Genomic DNA, 22,858 nt, shown 5'->3' with positions numbered 1-22,858 from the left:
TAGCTACATGGATGATCCAAATCATGTATTGACAGGATGAAAAGGTAGAGATAAGATCGGATCAAACAAACAACATAAAACCACAAGATACCACATATCAGTGGTATATGTACATAACGCACTTATGGGGGGATACAAGGTGAAACGACAGCTTGCATTTCAAGAAAATGAAACCTTCAAAATCGTTCAGTTTACAGATCTGCATTGGAAAGATGGCCGGCCTGAAGACATGCGCACCCGTCAGTTAATGAAAACGGTGATCGAAGCGGAGCAGCCGGATCTGGTGGTATTTACGGGAGATGTCATTTATACAGGCCCTGTCGATCCTGGGAAGAAGGCATGTGAACACCCCGAACAGGCCTTTCGCGAAGCCGTATCGGTTGTGGAGGAATGTGGTATTCCTTGGGCGTTTGTATATGGCAACCATGATACGGAAAATCGAATTACTCCGGCTGGCCTGATGGAGGTTGTCCAGGAACATGCCCATACGGTGACAGAACCGGGTCCAAGCGGGATTGCAGGCTTGGGCAATTACACACTGGAGATTGCGGGAGCGGATGGCAGCCCGGCAGCGGTATTGTACTTTCTCGATTCGGGGAGCTATTCCGAGGTCCCGACGGTACCCGGTTATGGCTGGATTCAGCCCAATCAGATCCAATGGCTGATGTCTGAATCCACACGCGTTAATCCCGGCCGCAGCCGCGGGGAGAAGCTTCCAGCCCTGGCGTTTTTCCATATCCCGATTCCGGAATATCAAGTGATGTGGGACACACAGACATGTTACGGCAGCAAGCATGAACCCGTCTGTGCTGCGCAAGTTAACTCCGGTCTGTTCTCGGCGCTGCTGGAGATGGGCGATGTTATGGGTACGTTTTGCGGGCACGATCACGTTAATGATTTTCAGGGGGAACTCCACGGCATTCGTCTCTGTTACGGGCGTTCGAGTGGGCACAATACCTATGGAAGAGCAGACATGCTGCGTGGAGGAAGAGTCATTCAATTGCAGTTAGGACAGTGCAGTTTCGACACCTGGCTTCGTCTGGAAGACGGATCGGTCGTCATGGAACAGCCAGAACATCACCCGGAGAGCGCTGCGGCGAAGTAAGTTGGAAGGGCAAGGGGTTAGAGAGGAATTTTTAAATGATGATTTTACCGATATTTCTGGTGCTTGCATCTGGCATGGCCCATGCGGTCTGGAGCATGTTCACCAAACGAAGTTTGAATAAGAGTGTGTTTTTGTGGTCCATTATGATGATCCCTACTGTGATATTGCTGCCTGTGCTCATTGTGGAGTTGGTACGTGAGCCCTTATCCATGCCAGCTTATGCTCTGCTGGTTCTGTCGATGGCTTTGCAGGCTTTGTATTCCTGGCTGTTGTCTCAGACCTATGAACTCGGTGACTTGTCGCAGATTTATCCGATAATGCGGGGAACGAGCACCTTGCTGGTGCCTTTGATCGGGGTGATTTTTCTTGGGGAAACATTATCTTCGTTCGGGTGGATCGGCATTGCCTGCATGCTTGGTGGATTTATGGTACTCGGCGGTGTGGGAAGCAGGAGGGCTAAGACAGGCTCACAGGTACAGGGAACGAAGCCGGTCTTGATGGCACTATGTGTGGGGCTATGTACAACCAGTTATGTATTCGTGGACAAATTGAATCTAGAGCATATCTCACCTTTGTCGCTGCTTGAGGTGACGAACATTGGCTTTGTCGCCGGACTGACTCCAGCGCTGCTCGCTTCCCGTCAATTGCGTCAGGAATGGAAAGTGAATCGATCCACCATCCTGCTTGGAGCGCTGTTAAACCCGGGTTCGTACCTGTTATTCCTGTTTGCGCTGCAGCAGGCACCGATGGCGAGACTGGGCCCTTTGCGTGAGGTGGGAACGGTATTTGCAGCGTTTCTCGGCATTCTGCTATTGAAAGAACAGCAGGGGGAGAAGCGCATCCTCTGTTCAATCGTTATATTTGGTGGCATCCTGCTTATTGGCATGTGGGGATGAATGGAATTCCAGATTCTGGAGATATGGTGTATACTCGTGAATATTGAACCGCTTTCACAAGGAGGATGAATCATTGAACATGCACCGTTTGGAAGATATCCATTTTCGTGACCCCTACATACTGGCTCTGCCATCCCGGAAGAAATACTATTTGTACGGCTCCATCGGACAAAATGTGTGGAGTGGCCCAGCGATTGGCTTCGATGCCTATGAGAGCGAAGATTTGGTTCATTGGCATGGCCCTATTCCGTGTTTCCGTCCGCCTGCGGACTTTTGGTCAGATCATCACTATTGGGCACCGGAAGTGTATGAATGGGAAGGGCGCTATTATATGTTTGCCAGTTTCAAGGCGGAGGATATCCCAAGGGTAACCGGAGTGCTGGTGGCTGATCAGCCGGAAGGTCCGTTCACATTGTGGAGCCGCTCTCTGACTCCCCCGGATTGGGAATGCCTGGACGGCACACTCTATGTGGATGATCATGGTGATCCATGGATGATCTTTTGCAAAGAGTGGGTACAGGTCGAGGATGGCGAGATGTATGCAGTTCGTCTGACGCCCGATTTAAAAGGTGCGATTGGTCAGCCCATTTTGCTATTCCGAGCTTCGGAAGCTTCATGGTCCATCGGAAGCGGAGAACAGCATAACCGCTATGTCACGGATGGTCCCTTTCTGTATCGGATGCAAAATAATGAACTGGTCATGATGTGGTCCACAACGGGACAAGATGGATATACCCTGGGTCTTGCCCGCTCGATATCGGGAAAACCGCAAGGTCCATGGAAGCAGGATGACTCACCACTATTCACCAAAAACGGAGGGCATGGCATGTTATTCCGTACGTTCGAAGGACAGTTGTGTCTGACCATCCATGTACCAAACGATCACCCGAATGAACGCCCGGTTATTTTCCCCATCCAGGAGAAAGACGGACAACTTAAGCTTGTTGATGATGATTCAAAGTAATTTATTTGTAATTTATTTAATCCCCTCAGATTAACCGAACCTCAAGGAACATCTGTCCAGATGCTCTTCAAGGTATGGACTGAGGGGATTTGTTCATTTTATCGCAGGTACATAAACATGATATATTGGAGTCAGACGTGTTCAAAAAGGTAGAGTAAGTAGAGTCGGCTGAAGAGAGCATGCAGTAAGGAGAGGGTCCAAGTGCTACACGAGGCGAAATTAATCCAGTCAATAAGAGCACATGAGCGGTTGATGCATGACTTGCAGCGAGTCCGGAGCCTTGCGCTGCCTCAGTGTTATATAGGTGCAGGATATATTCGCAATTATATATGGGACGTTCTTCATGGATATGCCCAGCGCGAGCTGCATAGTGATATTGATGTCGTTTACTTTGATGCCGAAGACATGGATGAGGTGCGGGATGTGCGGCTGGAAAATCAGCTGCGGGACGAAACGGGCAATCCCAAGTGGTCTGTAAAAAACCAGGCCAGAATGCATCTGCGCAATGGCACAGAACCCTATCAATCCACAGAAGACGCCCTTCGGTACTGGCCCGAGATTGTAACCGCCATAGGCGTGCAGCTGGATGAGAAGGACCAAATTGGCATCTGTGCCCCGTATGGGTTGGATGATTTGTACGCGTTAACCGTTCGCCGAAGTCCGTTGTACACGGATGCGAAGGAGTACAACCGGCGTGTAGAGCAGAAACGTTGGCAGGACCAATGGCCGAAGCTTACCATCGTTAAAGCATGAGTTTTCTTATGTTGTTTATTTGGCATACAACAGCCTGAGATCAGGTTTAGTGAAATGCGGTGCAGGTACAAGAAGGAGTGTTGCTGGATTTATGAAAAAGTTCCTACGAGAAAAAGGCCTGATTATTGATCTTGCTCTGCTCGCCTGTTTTATCATTTTTCTGATATTCTGGGGCCAGAAGTTCGCAGTGATGTTTTTTGGCTTGCTCACGGTGGCCTTTATCGTGCTTCGACGGATTGATTATCAGAAACATGTGGTACTCAAGCGCATTTTGTTAACGGGATTCGGGATAGCGGCCGTTTCCTTTGTCATCATCGAAGCATTGGTATTTACACAGTTGAATGCGAATGATCCGGAAGAAGCAGATTATGTCATCATTCTGGGATCAGGCATCAAAGGTACAGAGCTGTCGTTGACCTTGAAGCAGAGGCTGGATGCGAGCCTGGATTACATCCGTAACCATCCGCAAACGCCAGTGATAGTATCGGGAGGGCAGGGACCGGGGGAGTCGATTCCTGAAGCTCTCGCGATGAAAAACTATCTTGTGGATCAAGGCATCAAGCCAGCCCAGGTCATCATGGAAGATCAATCAACCAGTACACAGGAGAATATGGCTTTTTCCAAAAAGATAATAGACAAATCAGGGCTGGAGCATCCTGAGATCATGATTGTCACCAGTGACTACCATATGTTCCGGTCGAAGTATCTGGCTGCCAAGAATGGTTACGCTGCCGAATACGGCATATCCGCTCCGTCACCGGGTTACCTGAAACCGATCAATATGATCCGTGAATATTTTGCGGTGGTCAAGGCTTTTATGTAGAGTTAACTTTTTTTCTAGTCTCTATTAAAGTTTTACGAGGTTCCTGCATTACATGACATCCAAATAGCAGTTGAGCAGAATGTATTCCGGCTTAACTGCTTTTTGTCGTTCTTAAAGTGAATTCAAGGGTAACCAGCCAAATCATGATATAATATAGGTTACGAATAGAAGAATGATGTAGGAGTGAACGATGATTACAGGATATCCATTACCCGCTCTCTATGAGCAAAAGAAGATTTCAACGAACGATATGGAAGAGATTGTACGCCTGCTTGCACACGCACCGTTACTATATGATGACGGACTAAACATTCAGGTTGAGGATTTTACCGAAGGTTTGGAAATGGAGCTTAAGCATGAAATACGGCCGGCTGTCATTGAGCTATATGAACTGGCTGTTAAGGCTTGCCGACAATTGTCCAATCCCTCTGCGTATGAGCAGCTTCAGGATGTTCTGGGATTACAAGCAGAACTGTGGCAGGAAGGAGTGCTTGATCTTCCCTCATGGATGGACTGGCTGAAGCAGGTTGGCGAAGGACGCAGAGCCCTGCAGGAGTATGATTTCACGACCATGCTAGGAGCACTCCCTGAGGGGTTCATGATTCATGATTTCTATGATGAACTCCGTTATCAACTGGAGCAGAATCCTTCGAATGCTTGGGCTATCCAGGAGCGAGATCGCTTGTATGCAGCAATGGGTGCCAGATAAAATCGAACGAAACGTGTAGAAACCGTGTTTATCCATATATAAGGGTTAGTCTTATCGCTTATGGAAATGAGGGGATACCGTGAAGAAGGTTGTTTTGGCCGGAGGTACTGGATTTGTTGGTCAGGATTTTGCGCAAAGATTCAAGAAACTTGGATATGAAGTGCTCATTATCTCACGTCAATCAGGTCATATTGCCTGGGAGGATCGGGAGGGGATCAGACAAGCGCTTGAAGGTGCAGAAATGTTGATTAACCTTGCGGGTAAATCCGTAAACTGCCGTTATACGAACGAGAATCGCAGGATTATTCTTGAATCCAGAACCCGGACCACACGTATTCTTGGCGAATCTGTCCTTGCTTGTGACCAGCCGCCTGAACTATGGATTAACTCGAGCACAGCCACGATATACAGACATGCAGAAGACCGCCCAATGACGGAAAAAGAGGGAGAGATAGGCTCCGGTTTCTCGGTGGACGTCGCCAAGGCGTGGGAACAGGCTTTCTTCGAATTCAGTCTGCCGTCTACCCGACAGATTGCCCTGCGAATTGCGATTGTGCTTGGCAAGGGCGGTGTCATGGAGCCACTAACGAATCTGGTTCGTTTTGGCTTGGGAGGATCACAGGGATCGGGAACACAGCAATTCAGCTGGATTCATATCGAAGATCTGTTTCGCATGGTACTCTATTTTCAGCAGCACCCAGCCCTTGAGGGAGTATTTAATGCTTCGTCTCCGCATCCCGTCACGAATCGTCAACTGATGGAGAGTCTGAGACGACAGATGGGTATTCGTATCGGACTGCCATCCCCTCGCTGGATGCTGGAGCTGGGAGCTCGGTTGATTCGGACGGAAACGGAGCTGGTGCTCAAAAGCCGCTGGGTCATTCCCGAGAGGCTTGAGCAGGAAGGATTTACCTTTATATATGATACGCTCGACACCGCACTACACGAGATTTTGAAATAGGCAGATTATTAAACAACAGTTGAATAAAAAGTTTCACCCAGAAGGGCAGATGCATCTGCCCTTCTGCTGTATGTTCTCAAGAATCTAGCCGCTGACGTTTCGTCATTTCAGGTGCAGTGTATGAGTCATTTAAATCAGTCAGATGGAACAGAAAGAGGTTGGGGAAATGCAGCTTAGAAGAGTGAGAATTGTTGGAACCGGCAAATATCTGCCTGAGCGGAAAGTGACAGACGAGGAACTGGATCTCCGCTTGAATGTGCCCTCTGGCTGGGTCGCCAGAGCCACAGGTGTAGGTGTGCGTCATTATGCTTCTGGTGAAGAAACGTCTTCGTTCATGGGCGCGAGGGCCGCAGAAGCTGCGCTTGCCGATGCAGGATTGCAATTCTCAGACATGGACTGTCTGGTATGTACCAGTGGTACGAAGGAGCAGCCTTTGCCAAGTACAGCGGTATTCATTCAACAAGCCATGGGAGAGCAGGATTCAGGCACACCGGCTTTTGACATGGATGCAACCTGTTTGAGCTTTCTGAACGGACTGGACGTCATCTCCTATATGGTGGATGCCGGCCGTTACCGAAGAGTATTGCTCGTAGCGACTGAAATTGCTTCCGCCGGGTTGAATTGGTCGGATAAGGAGAGTGCAGCGCTCTTTGGTGATGGTGCTGCTGCTGTAATTATTGAGCGTTCCGAGGAAGGGGGCTCCTCGCAGATTGTGCACGCTTCCCTGAAGACGTACAGTCGCGGGGCGCGGTTCTCGGAAATTGCCGGTGGAGGTACACGGCTGCATGCCTCGAATTATAAGGCGGACCAGCCGGAGCCATATCTTTTTCATATGGATGGCCAGGCGATCTTCCGTATGGCTTCAAGACTTCTTCCCGGATTCATGGACGATATGCTGAAGGCCACTGGGAACCGGATGGAAGATTTTCAATTGGTTATCCCGCATCAGGGCAGTGCCATGGCGATGAGATTAATCCGCAAAAAATTGGGGATTGCCGAAGACCGGTTTATGGATATTACACGAAACCACGGTAATACGATTGCTGCCTCCATTCCCATGGGGCTGCATGAGGCGATCAAGCAGCAGCGTATCCGGCGAGGGGATCGGGTGCTGATGATCGGGACTGCCGCTGGATTGTCATTGGGAGGACTCATTTTTGACTACTAGATTCAGAGAGTCAGGCCTTGACGCTGCTGCAACGGGAAATGTATTGCTCACAGGTGGCCGTGCCCCGGTCACACTCGATCTGGCTCGCATGCTCCGGCGTGCAGGTTACCGGGTATACGTTGCGGAGAGTGCAGCCCGTCATCTATGCAGATTGTCCAGTGCGGTGGAGCATTGCTTTAGGGTGTCATCTCCGCGTCATGAAACAGCGGCATATTTGTCTGAGCTGGAGCAGATTGTTCAAGCATGGCAGATCGACCTGCTCATTCCGATGTGTGAAGAAGTATTTTATATTGCGCAGGGAGCGGAGAAACTGCGTTCTCACTGCCGCGTCCTTGTTTCTCCATTGGAGCAGCTGCATGAATTGCATCACAAATACCATTTTATCCAGCTTGCAGAGGAGATTGGCCTTACCGTGCCGGATACCCGTCTGATTAACAGCCGCCAAGAATGGATTCGAACACAATCTGTTCTGGAAACCGAGGGAGAGTGGGTATGGAAGCCAGTATATTCCCGTTTTGCTGCCAGAGTTCGCATGCCGGGTTCACGGAACGATCCGCCGGGGGAGGCAGAAATATCTCCGGCTTCCCCTTGGGTAGCACAGGCCTATATTGCCGGGCGTGCATGGTGTACATATAGTGTCGCGCACGAAGGACAGGTTGTGGCACATTCCACGTATGACAGCCGCTATCGCACAGGAAACGTGGGAGCCAGCGTTTATTTTGAACACATGGAACACGAGGGTACCTATGAGTGGGTTCGGCAATTTGTTCGGGCTACTGGATTTAGCGGCCAGATTGGTTTTGATTTTATTGAAGGACCAGAGGGCCGAGTCTATGCAATCGAATGTAATCCCAGGGCAACCAGCGGAATCCATCTGTTTCACCCGGGTGATGGCTTGGTATGTGCATTGATGTCGCCTGATTCGCTAGTAGAGGAAGGAACAGTAGTAATCCCGAAGCAGCATAGCAGGGCCATGCTTATGCTTCCCATGCTGGGAAGTGGATGGCAGCAGATCGGAAGGCTGGATCGATGGAAGGCATGGGTGACGGCCTGGCGGGGTACGAGGGATGTAGTTTACTTGCATAATGATACCCGTCCCTTGTTGGAGCAAGTGGCCGTTGTGCTATCCGCCTGGCGTCTTGCACGCGTGCACAAGCTATCCCTGACTGAAGCTTTGACTCACGACATAGAATGGAACGGTGAACTACCATGAATAGAGCATTGGTTACAGGAGCAACGGGATGTCTGGGCAGACATCTGGCGATACGGCTCGCGGGGCAGGGCTGGAAAGTGACTGGTATGGGGCGAAAACAAGAACATGCTGCACAGCTGGAAGCCAAAGGTATCCGGTTTTACCGCGGTGATCTGCGGGACAAGGCGGCCATAACCCAGGCGTGTGCCGATCAGGATGCGGTGTTTCATTGCGCGGCACTATCGTCACCATGGGGCAAATACCGGGACTTTTACAGCAGCAATGTGGAAGGGACACAGCATCTGGTGGATGGCAGTCTGCTTGCTGGTGTACAGCGATTCATCCATGTTTCGACACCGAGCGTGTACTTTAACTATGTACCCCGTTATGACGTTCATGAGGATGACCCTTTGCCAACCAAACCAGCCAATCATTATGCAGCGACCAAGCGAATGGCGGAGCAAGTGGTGCTGCAGGCTCATGCGAGTGGACTTCCTTCCATCATGATTCGTCCGAGGGCGATCTTCGGCCCTTATGACCAGACGCTTTTCCCCAGACTCGTCGCAGCTAACCGTAAAACAGGTGTACCCATGATCGGAGGAGGGCAGGCAGTCATCGACCTTACTTGTGTGGATAATGTGGTGGATGCGCTGTTGTTATGCTGGAGTGCACCGCCAGATGCGCTCGGGAGGGCATATAATATTTCCAATGGAGACCCGAGGCCGTTCAACGAACTGGTGAGTCAATTGTTTGGGTTGTTGGAAATGCCCTTGGTTCGACGAAATATTCCTTATCGAGCGGCTTATGGGGCGGCTGCGCTGATGGAAAGTGTGCATCGTCTCCTTCCTATGCTGGGTGAACCACAGCTGACAAGGTATACGGTCGGTTCGTTAACCATTCCGCAGACGCTGGATATTAATGACGCCCGTGAGCGAATAGGATATACACCGCGAGTATCCATTGAAGAAGGTCTGAAGCAGTTTGCAGATTGGTGGAGGGTGGAATCATGCTGACAACAACAAGGGTAGAACTTCATCTGGGAGCAGCGGGATACTGCACACATCCGGAATTTTTAACGCTGCGAGGGGGGAGTTTGCGTCCGGTACCTTTTCCTGCAGGCTTTGCCTGTATTATTCATCCCGTGCATGGTCCGATGCTGCTGGATACGGGATACAGCTCACGTTTCTTCAAGGAGACGGCTCATCTGCCCAATGCGCTGTACCGCCATATTACGCCTGTGGTATATCGGGAAGAAGACAGTGCGGTACAATTTCTTGCTAAGCTCGGGTTAAAAGCAGCTGATATCCGGTACATCATTCTCTCCCATTTTCACGGCGATCATATCGCCGGGGTGCGTGACTTCCCGGAAGCACAGCTGATCTATCTGCCGAGGGCGTATGACGCCGTAAGGTCACTCGGCCCAATGGCTGCCGTTAAGGCTGGCTTTTTGTCAGGTCTACTGCCGGAAAACTTTGCAGACCGATCATTGCCGGTCATGAAACAGCCGGAGCGATGGGCGAGTGCAGGAGAAGAGTTTCCCTTTTCCGAGGTCTACGATATTTTCGGTGATGGGAGCCTGCTGGGTGTCGATGTATCCGGTCATGCCGATGGCATGATGGGACTCCTGCTCAGTACGGGGGAGCATGACTATTTTCTGTGCGCCGATGCGGTTTGGTCCAGCAGGGCTTTCCGTGAACAGCGCAGACCCCATGCGCTCGCAGGCATCATCATGTCCAATCGGTTGGAGTACAGGATGAATTTTGACAGACTTGTGCAGCTGCATCAGCAGTTCCCCGAGATTCGGATTGTACCCAGCCATTGCCGTGAAGCGCTGAGCGCTTGGGGAATGGAGGGAGATAACCTATGAGTACATTGCGTATTGTCTATCATTATGCTTTGGCCCGTGGGCTTCGAAAATGGAAATCACGTGAGGAGCTGGAACGCTGGCAGAAACGTCGGATTACTCGGCAAGTTGAGCGAATTCGTACACAGTCTCCGTTTTACCGGAAGTGGTGGGGAGGTGCTGATGCATCGGACTGGAGAAGCTTCCCGCTGATCGACAAAAACATCATGATGCAGCATTTCGACCAGCTGAACACGGTTGGGATTTCGAAGGATGAAGCCATGGCTCTCGCCGGAGCAAGTGAGGATACACGTAATTTCAAGCCGTCTGTTCAAGGCATTACGGTGGGGCTGTCCTCAGGGACATCAGGCAATCGGGGTTTATTTCTCGTGAGTGAGCGTGAACAGGATGCCTGGACCGGAACGGTGCTGGCCAAGGTGCTGCCTGGGGGACTGTGGAAGCCTGCCAAGATTGCTTTTTTCCTGCGGGCTAACAGCAATCTGTATGAATCAGTCCAGCGGGGCAGGCTGCAATTTCAATATTTCGATCTGCTGGAGCGCGTGGATACCTTGGTTGAGCGTATGGAAGAGTATCGTCCTACCGTATGGGTAGCCCCTCCATCCATGCTGAGAATGCTGGCTGATGCCTACCTGGATGGCACATTGACTGCAACACCCGAGAAAATCATATCCGTTGCTGAAGTGTTAGACCCGCTCGATCGCAAGGTGCTGGAACGCGTCTTCGGTCAAACGATTCATCAGGTCTACCAGTGCACAGAGGGGTTCCTGGGTGCGACCTGCAGCTTCGGCACATTGCATCTGAATGAAGATATTGTCCACATTGAAAAAGAGTTTATCGATCCTGCCTCCCGGCGCTTTGTACCTATCATCACGGACTTCTCCAGAACATCGCAGCCAATTATCCGGTATCGGCTAAACGACATTTTGACCGAGGCGGCCGTTCCATGTGCCTGTGGTTCCCTCTTTACCGCCATTGAGCGAATCGAGGGTCGCTGTGATGACACGCTTTATTTTCCACATCGGCATACCGGCGAAGCCGTACCTATATTTCCGGACTTTGTTACCCGTGCAGTGATTGCCGCCTCTCCGGATCTTGAGCACTACCGCGTCGTTCAACGCCGTGATGGGTCACTGGAAATTGCTCTTCACCTTGGCGAAGGTGGCGATCCGGAGCAGGTGCAAGCAGAGGTGCAGCGTCAGCTGACGAAGCTGGGAGAACGGCTTACATGCATCGTTCCTAGGACCAGCTACGTTCCATATACATTCGAACCAGGGATGACCAAACTGCGCCGAGTGGAGCGGCAGCATACCTGAGCGGAAGGAGAAATAACGAACAAAGTTATGCTCAGGGAGGAAGTGAATAGATTCAGCAGAGGAAGGTGGAAAGGGAGATGGTACAGAAGACTAAGGTAGAGACTGCACCCGTAGCATTAATTACGGGTACCTCGAGTGGGTTCGGCATGCTTACTGCCATTTCACTGGCCAAGCAGGGATACCGGGTTGCCGCAACCATGCGGGATTTGAGCCGGAACGGAGAGTTGGATAGACTGGCGGAACAAGCAGGTATTGCGGATCGATTGCACTACATACATCTGGATGTGACGGATTCGGATTCAGTACAGGCGGCTGTCACAGGGGTGCTTCAGTTGTATGGCCGGATCGACATGCTGGTCAACAATGCAGGGTTTGCGGTTGGCGGATTTATTGAGGAAGTATCGATGGACGATTGGCGGCGGCAAATGGAGACAAATCTCTTCGGTCTCATTGCGATGACGCGTGCCGTTCTCCCTGTCATGCGTAAACAGCAGCAGGGACTCATCATCAATCTCTCCAGCGTTAGCGGGTTGTCCGGTTTCCCGGGCTATGCGCCCTACGCGGCTTCCAAATTTGCCGTGGAAGGTTTCACGGAGAGCCTTCGCCATGAAATGACGTCGTTTGGGATACGGGTTGTTTTGGTTGAGCCGGGAGCTTATCGTACACCCATTTGGGACAAAGGACTGGGCGAAATTCACCGGAGTGATGACTCTCCGTATAAAGATAAACTGGATGCGGTTCTCCGTTATTCCAGGCATGCGGGTCAGACTGCGCCGGATCCGCAGGAAGTGGCCGACTTGATTGCCAGGATTGCCCGAATGCGTTCACCACGACTTCGCTATGCCCTGGGTAAAGGTTCACGTCTGATCATCTTTGGCAAAACGCTGCTTCCCTGGAAGTGGCTGGAGTGGATTATTGCCCGTGGTCTGAAATAGGGCAGTCAGGAATTCAACGCAGGAGGTACTTGGTCATGTTCGAAATCATCGTTATCATATTGCTTTTAGCTGTTGTGGGACTGCTTTTTCGAATCAATAGTAAGCTGCCTGAACGTGACTGGGTCAAGGAAGCGATGGAACGCGACGCGTCGAAATAAAAATACGGGAGGTCTTTTCGATGAAAATGGCTTTTGTTTTGTTTGATGGCCTGACTTTTCTTGATTTTGCAGGATTTTACGATGTGATCAATCGGTTGAATTTCTTTGAACCAACCAAGGGCAGCACATGGGAAACCTGTGCGATGACAGATCAGGTCACGGATGAATCCGGATTGACGCTCAAGGTGGACCGAGTGAAGCCGGACTTGGCCGAGTACGATCTTGTGTTTGTGCCTGGTGGCATGGGTACGCGCAAGCTTCGGTTTGATGAGGCTTTTGTGGGATGGTTACGACAGGCGGAGAAGGTACCGTTGAAGGTATCGGTGTGCACAGGCTCTCTGCTGCTGGGTGCAGCGGGTTTTCTTACTGGTAAAAAAGCAACGACACATCCCAATGTGTATGATCTGCTTAAGCCTTACGTCGCGGAAGTTGTTCAGACCCGGATTGTAAAAGACGGGAATGTAATCACAGCCGGAGGCGTAGCCACGTCGATTGATCTCGGAATTTATGTGCTCGGATTGCTTGCCGGGCAGGAAGCGGCAGAGAATGTGAAGCTTCAGATCGATTATCCATATGTCATGCAGGGAGTGGTGGAGCAATGAGTGAAGAGCGGAAACAGGACATGTTTACTATTCGCAATATTCGGCGGGATGAGGCGGACAAGTACTGGCCTTTGCGCCTGGAGGCTCTGAAAAATCATCCGGAGGCCTTTGGATCATCGTACGAGGCGTCCGTTCCGCTTCCCATGAATGAAGTGCAGGATCGCATACATAACGAACCCGATGATTACATCCTTGGAGCGTTTACAGAAGAAGGAACACTCGTTGGAACGATGGGGTTCAAAAGAGAATATGGTCTTAAACTCAGACACAAAGGGTTCATCTGGGGAGTGTATCTCGCTCCGCAATTTCGGGGGAATGGGCTTGCTTCCCGGTTGCTCCGTGAAGTGTTGGATCGTGGAAGTGAACTGGAGGGCATCAGGCAAATTAATCTGAGCGTGGTTACAACAAATGAATCAGCCAGACGTCTATACGAAAAATATGGTTTTGAAACGTATGGGATCGAGAAACACGCCCTCGAAGTTGAGGGACAAGGTTATGATGAAGCCCACATGACGTACGTTTATCCCCTCAGGAGGTCTATATGACAGATCAATTTCAGCTCGAAATGGACGGTGTTTCCTTCGTTTTATTAGAGCCTCATTCTTTCGAATGGCTGCGGCCTTTGGGTAATATATTTCGTGTATTTGATCAGCAGGATTCAGGGAATCTGTCTTTTGGCATTGTGCAGCAGGATGGACACAGGCTGTTTGTAAAATATGCCGGAGCAAGCACCATTCATGCGAGTAGTGCAAATAGTCCTCTGGAAGCGATTCGTAATCTGAAATCATCTGTTTCAGTCTATGAAAATTTGGCGCATGATACCCTGATTCGATTAACGAATCATTTTGCAACAGACCAGGGTTATGCCTGTGTATTTGATTGGGTGGATGGAGAGGGTCTGCATCCGCATTGGAGTTTTCCGCCACCTGCCAAATATGAAGATCCGCGTTCACCGTACTATCGTTTCCGGCAGCTTCCCGTAAAGGCACGGATTCAGGCGATGGGGCAGATTCTGGATTTTCATATGGAGGTGGAACGGAAAGGATATGTGGCGGTTGATTTTTACGATGGCAGCCTGATCTATGATTTTGAGCAAAACAAGATCAAGATATGTGATATCGATCTGTATAATAAGGGCTCTTTTACCAATACCATGGGACGCATGTGGGGCTCATCCCGCTTTATGTCTCCGGAGGAGTTTGAGCTTGGGGCACCTATTGACGGAATAACCAACGTATTCAATATGGGGGCGATGGCATTTTCGCTGCTTGGAGGGGAGAAGGACCGCTCGTATGCCAAGTGGGATGCTGAAAGAGCGTTGTATGAGGTTGCTGTTCGGGCAGTTGATCCTGATCGGGCCTGTCGCTATGCATCCGTAGCGGATCTGGGTGAAGCCTGGAAGCTGGCGATGAGGCAGGGGCAATGAGTTGTTGTTCGTGAGTGGTGGATAAAAAGATCGGTACATGCTCCATTCGCAATTGCGCATTTTACATTCGTATCTGCATGAAATATCCCGTATAATGGAAATTAATGAGGGGGTGCAGCCCGAACATGTGTCCAATATCAAACATCGCACCGTTGGAACTGATGGAAATGCAGGCACAAACCCTATATACGATGAACACACAGCAGCGTCTGACAGGCATTAACGAACCGGAAGGTGGTCATGCTCCGGCCCTGTTTATTGGCATGTCGTCTGCAGGCCCTCTTCCTTATTACCATGAGCAGTTGCCGCTGGAACTGGTTCATCAGATGGGTCATGACGTGAAGCTGCCGATTGATATTCCGAAGTTGATGCGGAGGGTAGAGACGTTTAAGCCCGTGAAGGAAATATGGATGGGACCTGCATATACCTTTCGGGAGAAGTATGACGAATGGAACTTGAATGTACAGTTCATTGATTATAATAACCGTTTCCTGCTAAAAGAGCATTTCCCGGTATTAATGGATCGCTTGGGTGTGAAAATGCCTGTGGCCGCTTATATTATTGCAGATTCGGCCGTTGCTGTATGCTGCTCTGCCCGAGTTTCACAGCGGGGCGCTGAGGCGAGTTTATACACTGTGCCTGCATACAGGGGCTATGGATATGCAGTAGAGACGGTAAAATGCTGGCAGTATCATGTTCAAGAGAGCGGACGCATTCCTCTCTACAGTACATCCTGGGACAATCTCCCTTCACAGCAGGTGGCCCGCAAGTTGGGGTTAATCCAGTTCGGCATGGATTTCAGCATCACGACTACATCATAAAGGATGGATTCGGTTGATTCGAACGTATGTAAAAAAGGATCTGCAATATGTCATTGAAGCCCATATCCGTATTTATCGGGAAGCGTATAATTATGATGATCGCTATGCTGAATTTATCACGAATGCGGTGAATGCATTTGGACTTTCGGGCAATGACACAGCTCTCGCTCTGGAGCAGGAACAGGAGGCTTGATCATGAAGACAGAACCGGTCTATGCGAAGAATACCATTACAGGAGTCCTATTTCATGGAACGTGGTGCTGGTATGTAACCGAGCGGGAGTACTGGTTTTTGAATGTGGAGATGGAGGAACGGTTCGGCATTCAAGTGCTGAATGAGGACACCGCCGCCCAATTCCTGCAGGCCATTCAGGACGAGCAAGTGACCGCCGCAGAGCTGAGATACCACTTGCATCAATTCAGGGAACAGCACAGGGAAGGCGATGAATGGTTGAAGTTCGTACCGTCATTCCTTGTGGATTTTGACAAAAGGCAGTTTTGCTCCATGTTCCCTGAGCCTGCGTCCTTTGAACATTACATGCCTGAAGGCTGGATTGGAACTTATGAGGATTTCCTGGGTCGGGTGCCTGCGGAGGAACGATACTGGGAAATGGACGGCAAGTCCCTGTTTCATTAAACTTTTTGTTGAAAGGAGTGGAACAGTGATTCGTAATCGTTTGGTACGCGGCTTGGTATCTCTGAGTACAGTATTCATGATGGCTGCGTGCTCCACTCAGACGGAAGAACAAAATATAGCAGGGACAATTGAACGCAGCCTGCAGCAGATGGTTAGTAAACCTGTTATTATGGCCAGCAGTAATCCGAATGACTATATTGCTGGCAGCCCGGATGCGTACGAACAAATCTTGAATACGGGTGAGGAAGGACTGCGCGTTCTGCTGCAGGAACTTGAATCCAGTCCGGAGAACGGTCTCAAGGAATGGATTATGGCCCAGGCGAGTACGGAGCTGCTCGGGGAGCGGAATTTTGTGAACGAATGGCATAGTGGCAAAGACTGGCTCAGGCAGTATAAAATAAACGAAGAATAAAACAATTCTCGATGAACATACCTCACCTCCAGTCATCATGAGCAGGAAATAGAGGTTCCTGGAACCCAAAAGAATACGTTATAGAGGTGAAACCCTTGAATAAGAAAATTGCATTTTTTGACTCGGGCATTGGCGGCTTAACGGTCCTGCATAAGGCTATGCAGCAGCTGCCGCAAGAACAATTCCTGTATTATGCTGATACACTACATGTTCCCTATGGAACCAAATCTGCAGATGAAGTAAGAGGTCACATCTTCGAATGCGCTGAAGCAATCGTTCGGGAAAACGTAAAAGCGATCGTTATTGCGTGCAACACGGCGACAAGTCTTGCTGTGAAGGATTTGCGTGCCATGTATGATATCCCGGTCATTGGGATGGAACCTGCTGTGAAGCCAGCAGTAGAGATGAACCGTGAAAGCGGAAAAAGAGTGCTTGTATTTGCAACGGCTCTGACCTTGAGTCAGAACAAATATAACGAACTGGTATCGCGTGTGGATGACCACCACAGTGTGGATTCCATACCGCTTCCTGAACTTGTGGAATGGTGTGAGCAGCTGGATTTTGATCCGGAAAAGAGTGCAGCGTACTTTCGCCGGAAGCTGGCTGATCTTGACCTGAATGCATACGGGACGGTTGTTCTTGGCTGTACGCATTATCCGTTCTATACACAAATTTTACGTACCGTTCTTCCGGATCACGTGCAAATTATTGATGGCAGCACAGGCACAGTCAACCGCCTGAAGCACCTGCTCGGATTGACGGAGCAAACTGGAATGAGACCGAGGGAGCAGGTGACATTTCTCAGCTCATCAGGTCGTTTGGAAGATCAGGAGAACATGAGACGTGCACTGGAGTACCTTGACACCAATTACATGTGAATGGATCCCTAGGAGGTGAGAACCCTGCAGTCTATTTACCTCATTCGTCACGCCAAGGCTACAGGACAGGAACCGGATGCAGAGCTTACAGATGAAGGACTTCGTCAGGCGGAAAATTTGGCCGAAATGCTTGCTGTACATTCCATATCCTATATTGTATCCAGTCCGTGGAAAAGGGCGCTCCAGACGGCAATGCCGCTCGGTAGGGCAGCAGGGCAGCATATACATACCGATGAGCGGCTTCAGGAAAGGGTGCTTAGTACCCGTCATCTGGAGAACTGGATGGAAGTACTGGAACGTACATACACGGACGAGGACTGGATCGAAGAAGGCGGAGAGTCATCGCGTTACGCTGCTGCGCGCGGGATGGAAGTGTTGGAGGAGTTATGGAACCGTCCAGAGTATTGTGCAGCTGTAGTAACTCACGGCAACTTGTTATCTCTGCTCATTCGTCATTATGATATGTCCTTTGGATACGAAGAGTGGAAGCTGCTCACGAATCCTGATGTATATGTGCTGGAACGGCAGCAAGGAGATCATAAGTCACCCTCCATTCGCAGAATCTGGATCGATTAAACAACAAAGAGTGCTCCAGCGATCATTTACATCGGCTAGAACACTCTTTTTCGTCTACAATTCAAGATTACATTACAACGCGGCAATCATCACCAAGATCCAGCCGGCCAGAAATGCGACTCCGCCAAGTGGCGTGATGGCACCAAGTTTGCGAACTCCCGTTATGCTTAGCGCATATAGGCTGCCCGAGAACAGGAGAATGCCTGCGAACAGCAGCCATCCGGCTACCATAATGAGGGAAGGCTGTTCCAGGCGATCAGCAATCAATCCAAGCAGAATTAATCCGAGACCGTGAGCGATGTGATACTGAACCCCGGTTTCGTAGATTTTGATCATGTCAGCAGATAATTTGCGCTTGAGCGCGTGTGCACCGAATGCTCCGAGTGCTACGGCGAGCAACATCATGATACTACCGAGTACAACTAAGGTTTGCATAGGCTATTGTCTCCTTTAGAAGATGGGTAGATTGACCTTCAGTATACCTTGCTGAGAGCACCTACAGTTTACGCAGTTTAATGTGCTGAATAGAGTGGTCGGCTTCTTTTCTTAAGATTAGTCTGGCCCGCCCCTTGGTTGGCAAAATGTTCTCGTGCAAATTTTTGGCGTTAATATCCTGCCAGATTTGACTGGCCGTAAGTACTGCTTCCTCTTCACCGATATTCGCAAAGCGGTCATGGAAAAAGGAATTCGCATTTTGAAACGCTGTGCTGCGCAGCAGCTTGAACCGCTCAATGTACCAATGCCGGATGTGCTCCTCTTCCGCATCAATATAGATGGAAAAGTCAAAAAAATCGCTGACCAGCAGCGGAGTTTCTTTTTTCACCTGCAGGACGTTAATGCCTTCAATAATGAGTATGTCCGGTTGGCAGATCGTTTGCTCTTCCCCTTGAATGACATCATAGGCAAGATGGGAATACACCGGTGCTTTTACTTCGGGTTTACCCGATTTCACATCGCCCATGAACTGAATGAGTGATTTGATATCGTAACTTTCGGGGAATCCCTTCCGGTTCATGATGCCCTTCTCTTCCAAAATGGCATTGGGATATAGGAAACCGTCGGTCGTAACGAGATCAACCTTGGGTTTGTTTTTGCCTCTGGCAAGCATGGCTTGGAGCAAACGGGCAGTTGTGCTTTTGCCCACGGCAACACTGCCCCCAATACCAATGATGTAGGGAGCGGGATATTGTTCCTTTTTCAAAAAAGAAGCGGTCAATCGATTCAATTCGCGCGAAACTCTTGCATATAAGTCAATAAAGTGGGTAAGAGGTAAGTAAATATCTTCCACTTCCTGAATGGATACCTCTTCATTCAATCCCTTTAGCTGTTCCAATTCGGCTTCCGTCAGTGGAAGAGTGGTCTGATGTTCCTTCAGTTCAGCCCATTCCTTGCGGTTAAACTCGATGTAAGGAGAGTATAAATTCATGAGATCCCGCTTTCTGTATGTAATGTAATCAGTGACACAATCTTTAGTGTACCAAATTTCAGGGAACTGACAACACCTTTACATTTGCAATTCTGTTACGCTGCCCCATGAAGATGAATAAATGAAGTGATATCCGAAAGATTTGTACCAGTAGTTGTTAAATTCGAAGTATACCATGCGGAAGGGTGACAGCAAATGATCGTATATGAGAGAGAGCATGATTTTGTTTTGACCGCACAGCATGAGCATGGACAAGTAGCCGGTGTGATGGCTTCCCATTGGAAAGATGAACTGCTCGCCGATTCCCGTCACCGGGAGGAGCTTATCCTTGCTGCAAGAGAACATGACCGGGGCTGGATTGAGCTGGATTCTGCACCGTTCTGGAACGATTACAGCCAGTCGCCGTATTCATTCCGCGATTTTCCGCTGCGCCCGCGTTTTGTATTTTACCAAAAAGGGATTGAGGAAGTCCGTCAAAAAAGTCTGTATGCAGGATTGTTGTGCAGTATGATGTACACCGAGCTGTTCCAGAAAACCCTTGGTGCTAACCCTATTGATGATGATGATATCAGGGACTATCTGAACGAAGAACAGAAGCTGCAGACGGATTGGGAGCAGCAGTTGGGCGGAGGAGAGCCGCTTAAGAAGAGTCTGCAGAGCGATTTGGAAATTATACTTTTCTGTGATCAGCTAAGCCTCTTTCTCTGTATGGAGGAGCCGGGCACCCCTGCGTCACGTTATGACTTTTTTGCCGAGGGACTCAGCTGTACCTTTGATGCATGTGGGAGACAACCGATTCGGGCCGAATGGCTCACCAGTGATAAAGTAGGACTCTCTTACTTTCCATTTACGCAGGAATTCACAGTTGGTCTGCCTTACAAATCGGTACCCAAAGCAAGTATCCGCAAATTTGGTCTGCTTCAGGCATACCGACGCGCCGAGTGGAAAGAACGCAGAGTATTGATTACAAGTATGGACTGAACATGGACGATTAATAGCAGGCCTCGAAGAAACCTTCGGGGTCTGTTTGCTTTTATTTTTTACCTATACGAAGAGGCAGGAAAATCCATGGGATGACCAGAAATGTTAATGTACAACCATGTGAGATCAGCAGTAGGGGGAACGTAATGAATACGAGAATTGAAATATTCACGATGTGTATGGTATGGGACAAGTTGAATGGACAGGTTCTGTTGATGAACAGGCCTGATCGCAAAGGATTTCCGGGATACATTGCGCCTGGAGGCAAGGTGGATTTTCCGGAAAGCATCGTGGACGGAGCCATGCGGGAAGTTCAGGAAGAAACGGGACTAATGGTCAGTGAGATTACATATAAGGGATTGGATGAGTTTTGTGACCCGGAGCAGGGACTGCGTTATATGGTATTTAATTATTTGGCAACTTCATTCGTGGGTGAATTGCTGCAGGATCCGCCTGAAGGTGAATTATTATGGATCCCTGTTGAACAGGCACTTGATCTGCCCATGCAGGATTGGTTTGCGGAGCGATTTCCGCGATTTTTTCAGGAGGGTACTTTTGAACGAAGTGTCATTTGGGAAAAGTCGACGAACCGTACGCTAAAAGAAACGTTTATGATGTATACCGATGCGGTATTGAAATAGTAGGGCGCCTGAAGGATATAAGCAGTAATTTAGCTTTAATCCCAAATAAGGATTGAACAGAATGTATCATCCATTTCTATGTATACGTATCCATATATTGTGATATAATGAAGTTTGCTTTTTTTTGAAGGGAGATATGAACGATGAAGGTGTCATACCGATCGAAGCTGGACGGAATAGGTGTTGAACAACTAAGCGGAAATTTTTTTGATGGCTGGCCGAATCCCCCATCCCCGGCGACTTTTCTAAAACTGTTGGAACAATCCTATGCCGTTGAACTGGCAGTGGATGATGAGACCGGAAATGTCATAGGTTTTATTCAGGCGATTTCGGACGGGGTGCTCAGTGCGTATATCCCTTTGCTGGAAGTGGTACCGGAGTTTCAGGGCAAGGGAATCGGGACAACGTTGACAGAGAGAATGCTGAATAGGCTCCAAAGTCTATACATGATCGATCTGTTGTGCGATGTAGAAACACAGCCTTTCTATGAGAAACAGGGCATGAGCAGAGCCAGCGGCATGATGGTTCGCCATTATTCCAATCAGGATGGAGCAGCAGAGCAGTTAGAGTTTTGATCAAAAGTGGGTTGTAACCAGATTAGAAGAGAACTTAATACGTTTCGCTACTACGGTATAAATCTGGTGGCGCGATTGGCGAGAAACACCAAGTTTGATGATTTTGCCGATACATAGGCTTCCGCAAACGGGCCGTAAATGAATATTGTACGATGAAAAGGTGGAGATTCGCATGAGACTAACGTTCAGAATATTGGACTGGGAAGAAGAAAAACCATACGATCTTTTGTTAATGGCTGATCCCTCCAAAACCAAGGTGGACGAATATTTAAGTCGAGGGGTTTGTTTTATTGCTGAATATGAAGGTGAGATGGTAGGCGAGTTTGTCCTGCTTAAGACTCGGCCAGAGACTGCTGAGATTGTGAATATTGCTGTTCAGGAAGAATTACAGGGACAGGGCGTGGGCAAACACATGATCAAGGAAGCGATCGAAGCTGCAGGCAGGCTGGGCTGTCGAACTGTCGAGATTGGAACAGGCAATTCAAGCTTTCACCAGCTGAAGCTCTATCAGCGCTGCGGTTTCCGTATTGTAGGGGTCGATCGCGATTTCTTTGTGAGACACTATGAGGAAGAAATTGTGGAAGACGGTATTCGTTGCGTGGATATGATCCGTCTGGCCTTGGACCTGGATACCCTTACAAGGGAGAACGATAAGTGAAATTATATCGCATGGAAGCTGAGAATGCTCGAATCATTACGGCCTTTGGCAGCAGCGGAGCAAAAATTACACCGATCCTCCAAAACACATCAGGATGCCATGTGTCTCATCTAAAACTGGCAGCGGGAGGGCATCTAGGGCTGCATCCAGCGGTGGGTGAGCAAGTATTTATGGTGCTGGAAGGTGAAGGTTGGGTTGAAGGAGAGGCAGGTGAACGTGTGGTTATCCGTGCTGGAGAAGCTGCGTTCTGGAAGGATGGTGAAAATCATCAATCCGGCTCTGAACTTGGATTAACTGCCTTGCTGATTGAAGGAGCTGAGCTGGTTATTCGTTTGTCGTTACAGGCAATTGAATCTGAGAAGTGGAGCTGAAGCCTTTGAGTATG

The 22,858-nt window shown here is 49.3% G+C and carries 30 protein-coding genes; 28 read left to right on the top strand and 2 right to left on the bottom strand.

Annotation, left to right across the window (positions count from 1 at the left end; all coding sequences use genetic code 11):
* Positions 1–139 precede the first annotated feature (139 nt).
* From AB3N00_RS09925 to AB3N00_RS09815, 23 genes are all read left to right on the top strand, one after another.
* On the top strand, positions 140–1,105 hold the full coding sequence (locus AB3N00_RS09925; RefSeq protein ID WP_413034369.1) for a metallophosphoesterase family protein: 966 nt from the start codon (positions 140–142) through the stop codon (positions 1,103–1,105).
* A 35-nt stretch (positions 1,106–1,140) separates the two neighbouring features.
* A complete protein-coding gene (locus AB3N00_RS09920) occupies positions 1,141–2,001 on the top strand; it encodes an EamA family transporter (RefSeq protein WP_413034368.1) in 861 nt (286 codons plus the stop codon).
* A 79-nt stretch (positions 2,002–2,080) separates the two neighbouring features.
* A complete protein-coding gene (locus AB3N00_RS09915; protein ID WP_413035237.1) occupies positions 2,081–2,965 on the top strand; it encodes a glycoside hydrolase family 43 protein in 885 nt (294 codons plus the stop codon).
* A gap of 201 nt (positions 2,966–3,166) precedes the next feature.
* Positions 3,167–3,718 carry a nucleotidyltransferase family protein gene (locus AB3N00_RS09910; RefSeq protein ID WP_413034367.1) on the top strand — a complete coding sequence of 184 codons (552 nt, stop codon included), beginning with the start codon at positions 3,167–3,169 and terminating at the stop codon, positions 3,716–3,718.
* A 91-nt stretch (positions 3,719–3,809) separates the two neighbouring features.
* On the top strand, positions 3,810–4,541 hold the full coding sequence (locus tag AB3N00_RS09905; RefSeq protein ID WP_413034366.1) for a YdcF family protein: 732 nt from the start codon (positions 3,810–3,812) through the stop codon (positions 4,539–4,541).
* A 190-nt stretch (positions 4,542–4,731) separates the two neighbouring features.
* Positions 4,732–5,250 carry a hypothetical protein gene (locus AB3N00_RS09900; protein WP_413034365.1) on the top strand — a complete coding sequence of 173 codons (519 nt, stop codon included), beginning with the start codon at positions 4,732–4,734 and terminating at the stop codon, positions 5,248–5,250.
* 79 nt (positions 5,251–5,329) lie between these two features.
* Positions 5,330–6,211, top strand: coding sequence for a TIGR01777 family oxidoreductase (locus tag AB3N00_RS09895; protein ID WP_413034364.1), 882 nt, complete (start codon positions 5,330–5,332; stop codon positions 6,209–6,211).
* A 166-nt stretch (positions 6,212–6,377) separates the two neighbouring features.
* Positions 6,378–7,379: a beta-ketoacyl-ACP synthase III gene (locus tag AB3N00_RS09890; RefSeq protein ID WP_413034363.1), complete on the top strand. Its 1,002-nt coding sequence runs from the start codon at positions 6,378–6,380 to the stop codon at positions 7,377–7,379.
* Complete coding sequence (locus AB3N00_RS09885) at positions 7,369–8,592, top strand: ATP-grasp domain-containing protein (RefSeq protein WP_413034362.1); 1,224 nt, start codon at positions 7,369–7,371, stop codon at positions 8,590–8,592. The genes AB3N00_RS09890 and AB3N00_RS09885 overlap by 11 nt, the downstream gene beginning before the upstream one ends.
* Positions 8,589–9,584 carry an NAD-dependent epimerase/dehydratase family protein gene (locus tag AB3N00_RS09880; RefSeq protein ID WP_413034361.1) on the top strand — a complete coding sequence of 332 codons (996 nt, stop codon included), beginning with the start codon at positions 8,589–8,591 and terminating at the stop codon, positions 9,582–9,584. Before AB3N00_RS09885 ends, AB3N00_RS09880 begins: the two co-directional genes overlap by 4 nt.
* The gene (locus AB3N00_RS09875) at positions 9,578–10,438 is read left to right on the top strand and encodes an MBL fold metallo-hydrolase (RefSeq protein WP_413034360.1); all 861 of its coding nucleotides are present in this window, start codon (positions 9,578–9,580) and stop codon (positions 10,436–10,438) included. The genes AB3N00_RS09880 and AB3N00_RS09875 overlap by 7 nt, the downstream gene beginning before the upstream one ends.
* Complete coding sequence (locus AB3N00_RS09870; RefSeq protein ID WP_413034359.1) at positions 10,435–11,748, top strand: F390 synthetase-related protein; 1,314 nt, start codon at positions 10,435–10,437, stop codon at positions 11,746–11,748. Before AB3N00_RS09875 ends, AB3N00_RS09870 begins: the two co-directional genes overlap by 4 nt.
* Before the next feature lie 77 nt (positions 11,749–11,825).
* The gene (locus AB3N00_RS09865; RefSeq protein WP_413034358.1) at positions 11,826–12,683 is read left to right on the top strand and encodes an SDR family oxidoreductase; all 858 of its coding nucleotides are present in this window, start codon (positions 11,826–11,828) and stop codon (positions 12,681–12,683) included.
* Between the two features lie 35 nt (positions 12,684–12,718).
* Positions 12,719–12,841 (top strand): hypothetical protein, encoded by a 123-nt coding sequence (locus AB3N00_RS09860; protein WP_281366175.1) that lies wholly within the window; start codon positions 12,719–12,721, stop codon positions 12,839–12,841.
* 20 nt (positions 12,842–12,861) lie between these two features.
* Positions 12,862–13,443 carry a DJ-1/PfpI family protein gene (locus tag AB3N00_RS09855; protein ID WP_413034357.1) on the top strand — a complete coding sequence of 194 codons (582 nt, stop codon included), beginning with the start codon at positions 12,862–12,864 and terminating at the stop codon, positions 13,441–13,443.
* Positions 13,440–13,988, top strand: coding sequence for a GNAT family N-acetyltransferase (locus AB3N00_RS09850; RefSeq protein WP_413034356.1), 549 nt, complete (start codon positions 13,440–13,442; stop codon positions 13,986–13,988). The genes AB3N00_RS09855 and AB3N00_RS09850 overlap by 4 nt, the downstream gene beginning before the upstream one ends.
* Entirely contained in the window at positions 13,985–14,869 is an 885-nt protein-coding gene (locus AB3N00_RS09845) for a serine/threonine protein kinase (RefSeq protein ID WP_413034355.1), read from the top strand. The genes AB3N00_RS09850 and AB3N00_RS09845 overlap by 4 nt, the downstream gene beginning before the upstream one ends.
* A gap of 125 nt (positions 14,870–14,994) precedes the next feature.
* Positions 14,995–15,690: a GNAT family N-acetyltransferase gene (locus AB3N00_RS09840; RefSeq protein ID WP_413034354.1), complete on the top strand. Its 696-nt coding sequence runs from the start codon at positions 14,995–14,997 to the stop codon at positions 15,688–15,690.
* Between the two features lie 13 nt (positions 15,691–15,703).
* Positions 15,704–15,883, top strand: coding sequence for a hypothetical protein (locus tag AB3N00_RS09835; RefSeq protein ID WP_413034353.1), 180 nt, complete (start codon positions 15,704–15,706; stop codon positions 15,881–15,883).
* A 2-nt stretch (positions 15,884–15,885) separates the two neighbouring features.
* Positions 15,886–16,326, top strand: a complete 441-nt coding sequence (locus AB3N00_RS09830; RefSeq protein ID WP_413034352.1) for a hypothetical protein — start codon at positions 15,886–15,888, stop codon at positions 16,324–16,326.
* Positions 16,327–16,351: 25 nt separating this feature from the next.
* Positions 16,352–16,738, top strand: a complete 387-nt coding sequence (locus AB3N00_RS09825) for a hypothetical protein (protein ID WP_413034351.1) — start codon at positions 16,352–16,354, stop codon at positions 16,736–16,738.
* Between the two features lie 95 nt (positions 16,739–16,833).
* A complete protein-coding gene (gene murI / locus AB3N00_RS09820) occupies positions 16,834–17,616 on the top strand; it encodes a glutamate racemase (RefSeq protein WP_413034350.1) in 783 nt (260 codons plus the stop codon).
* Positions 17,617–17,631: 15 nt separating this feature from the next.
* Entirely contained in the window at positions 17,632–18,192 is a 561-nt protein-coding gene (locus AB3N00_RS09815) for a histidine phosphatase family protein (protein ID WP_413034349.1), read from the top strand.
* A gap of 72 nt (positions 18,193–18,264) precedes the next feature.
* Here the strand turns inward: AB3N00_RS09815 and AB3N00_RS09810 are convergent, their stop codons facing one another.
* Together AB3N00_RS09810 and coaA are read right to left on the bottom strand one after the other, a co-directional pair.
* Positions 18,265–18,627, bottom strand: a complete 363-nt coding sequence (locus AB3N00_RS09810) for a DUF423 domain-containing protein (RefSeq protein ID WP_413034348.1) — start codon at positions 18,625–18,627, stop codon at positions 18,265–18,267.
* A gap of 61 nt (positions 18,628–18,688) precedes the next feature.
* The gene (gene coaA, locus AB3N00_RS09805) at positions 18,689–19,618 is read right to left on the bottom strand and encodes a type I pantothenate kinase (protein WP_413034347.1); all 930 of its coding nucleotides are present in this window, start codon (positions 19,616–19,618) and stop codon (positions 18,689–18,691) included.
* A 195-nt stretch (positions 19,619–19,813) separates the two neighbouring features.
* On the opposite strand from coaA, the gene AB3N00_RS09800 reads away from it, so the two are divergent.
* The 5 genes from AB3N00_RS09800 to AB3N00_RS09780 all read left to right on the top strand — a co-directional run bounded on the left by AB3N00_RS09800 (position 19,814) and on the right by AB3N00_RS09780 (position 22,844).
* Positions 19,814–20,599, top strand: a complete 786-nt coding sequence (locus AB3N00_RS09800; protein WP_413034346.1) for a DUF3891 family protein — start codon at positions 19,814–19,816, stop codon at positions 20,597–20,599.
* 146 nt (positions 20,600–20,745) lie between these two features.
* On the top strand, positions 20,746–21,240 hold the full coding sequence (locus AB3N00_RS09795; RefSeq protein WP_413034345.1) for an 8-oxo-dGTP diphosphatase: 495 nt from the start codon (positions 20,746–20,748) through the stop codon (positions 21,238–21,240).
* A gap of 143 nt (positions 21,241–21,383) precedes the next feature.
* Positions 21,384–21,815: a GNAT family N-acetyltransferase gene (locus tag AB3N00_RS09790; protein WP_413034344.1), complete on the top strand. Its 432-nt coding sequence runs from the start codon at positions 21,384–21,386 to the stop codon at positions 21,813–21,815.
* 172 nt (positions 21,816–21,987) lie between these two features.
* The gene (locus AB3N00_RS09785) at positions 21,988–22,473 is read left to right on the top strand and encodes a GNAT family N-acetyltransferase (protein ID WP_413034343.1); all 486 of its coding nucleotides are present in this window, start codon (positions 21,988–21,990) and stop codon (positions 22,471–22,473) included.
* Positions 22,470–22,844: a cupin domain-containing protein gene (locus AB3N00_RS09780; RefSeq protein ID WP_413034342.1), complete on the top strand. Its 375-nt coding sequence runs from the start codon at positions 22,470–22,472 to the stop codon at positions 22,842–22,844. Before AB3N00_RS09785 ends, AB3N00_RS09780 begins: the two co-directional genes overlap by 4 nt.
* Positions 22,845–22,858 lie beyond the last annotated feature (14 nt).

The sequence above is a fragment of the Paenibacillus xylanilyticus genome (assembly GCF_047246825.1).
GTDB lineage: Bacteria > Bacillota > Bacilli > Paenibacillales > Paenibacillaceae > Paenibacillus > Paenibacillus xylanilyticus_B.
The sequence above is the reverse complement of the archived record's forward strand: the minus strand, read 5'-3'. Positions and strand labels throughout refer to the sequence as shown.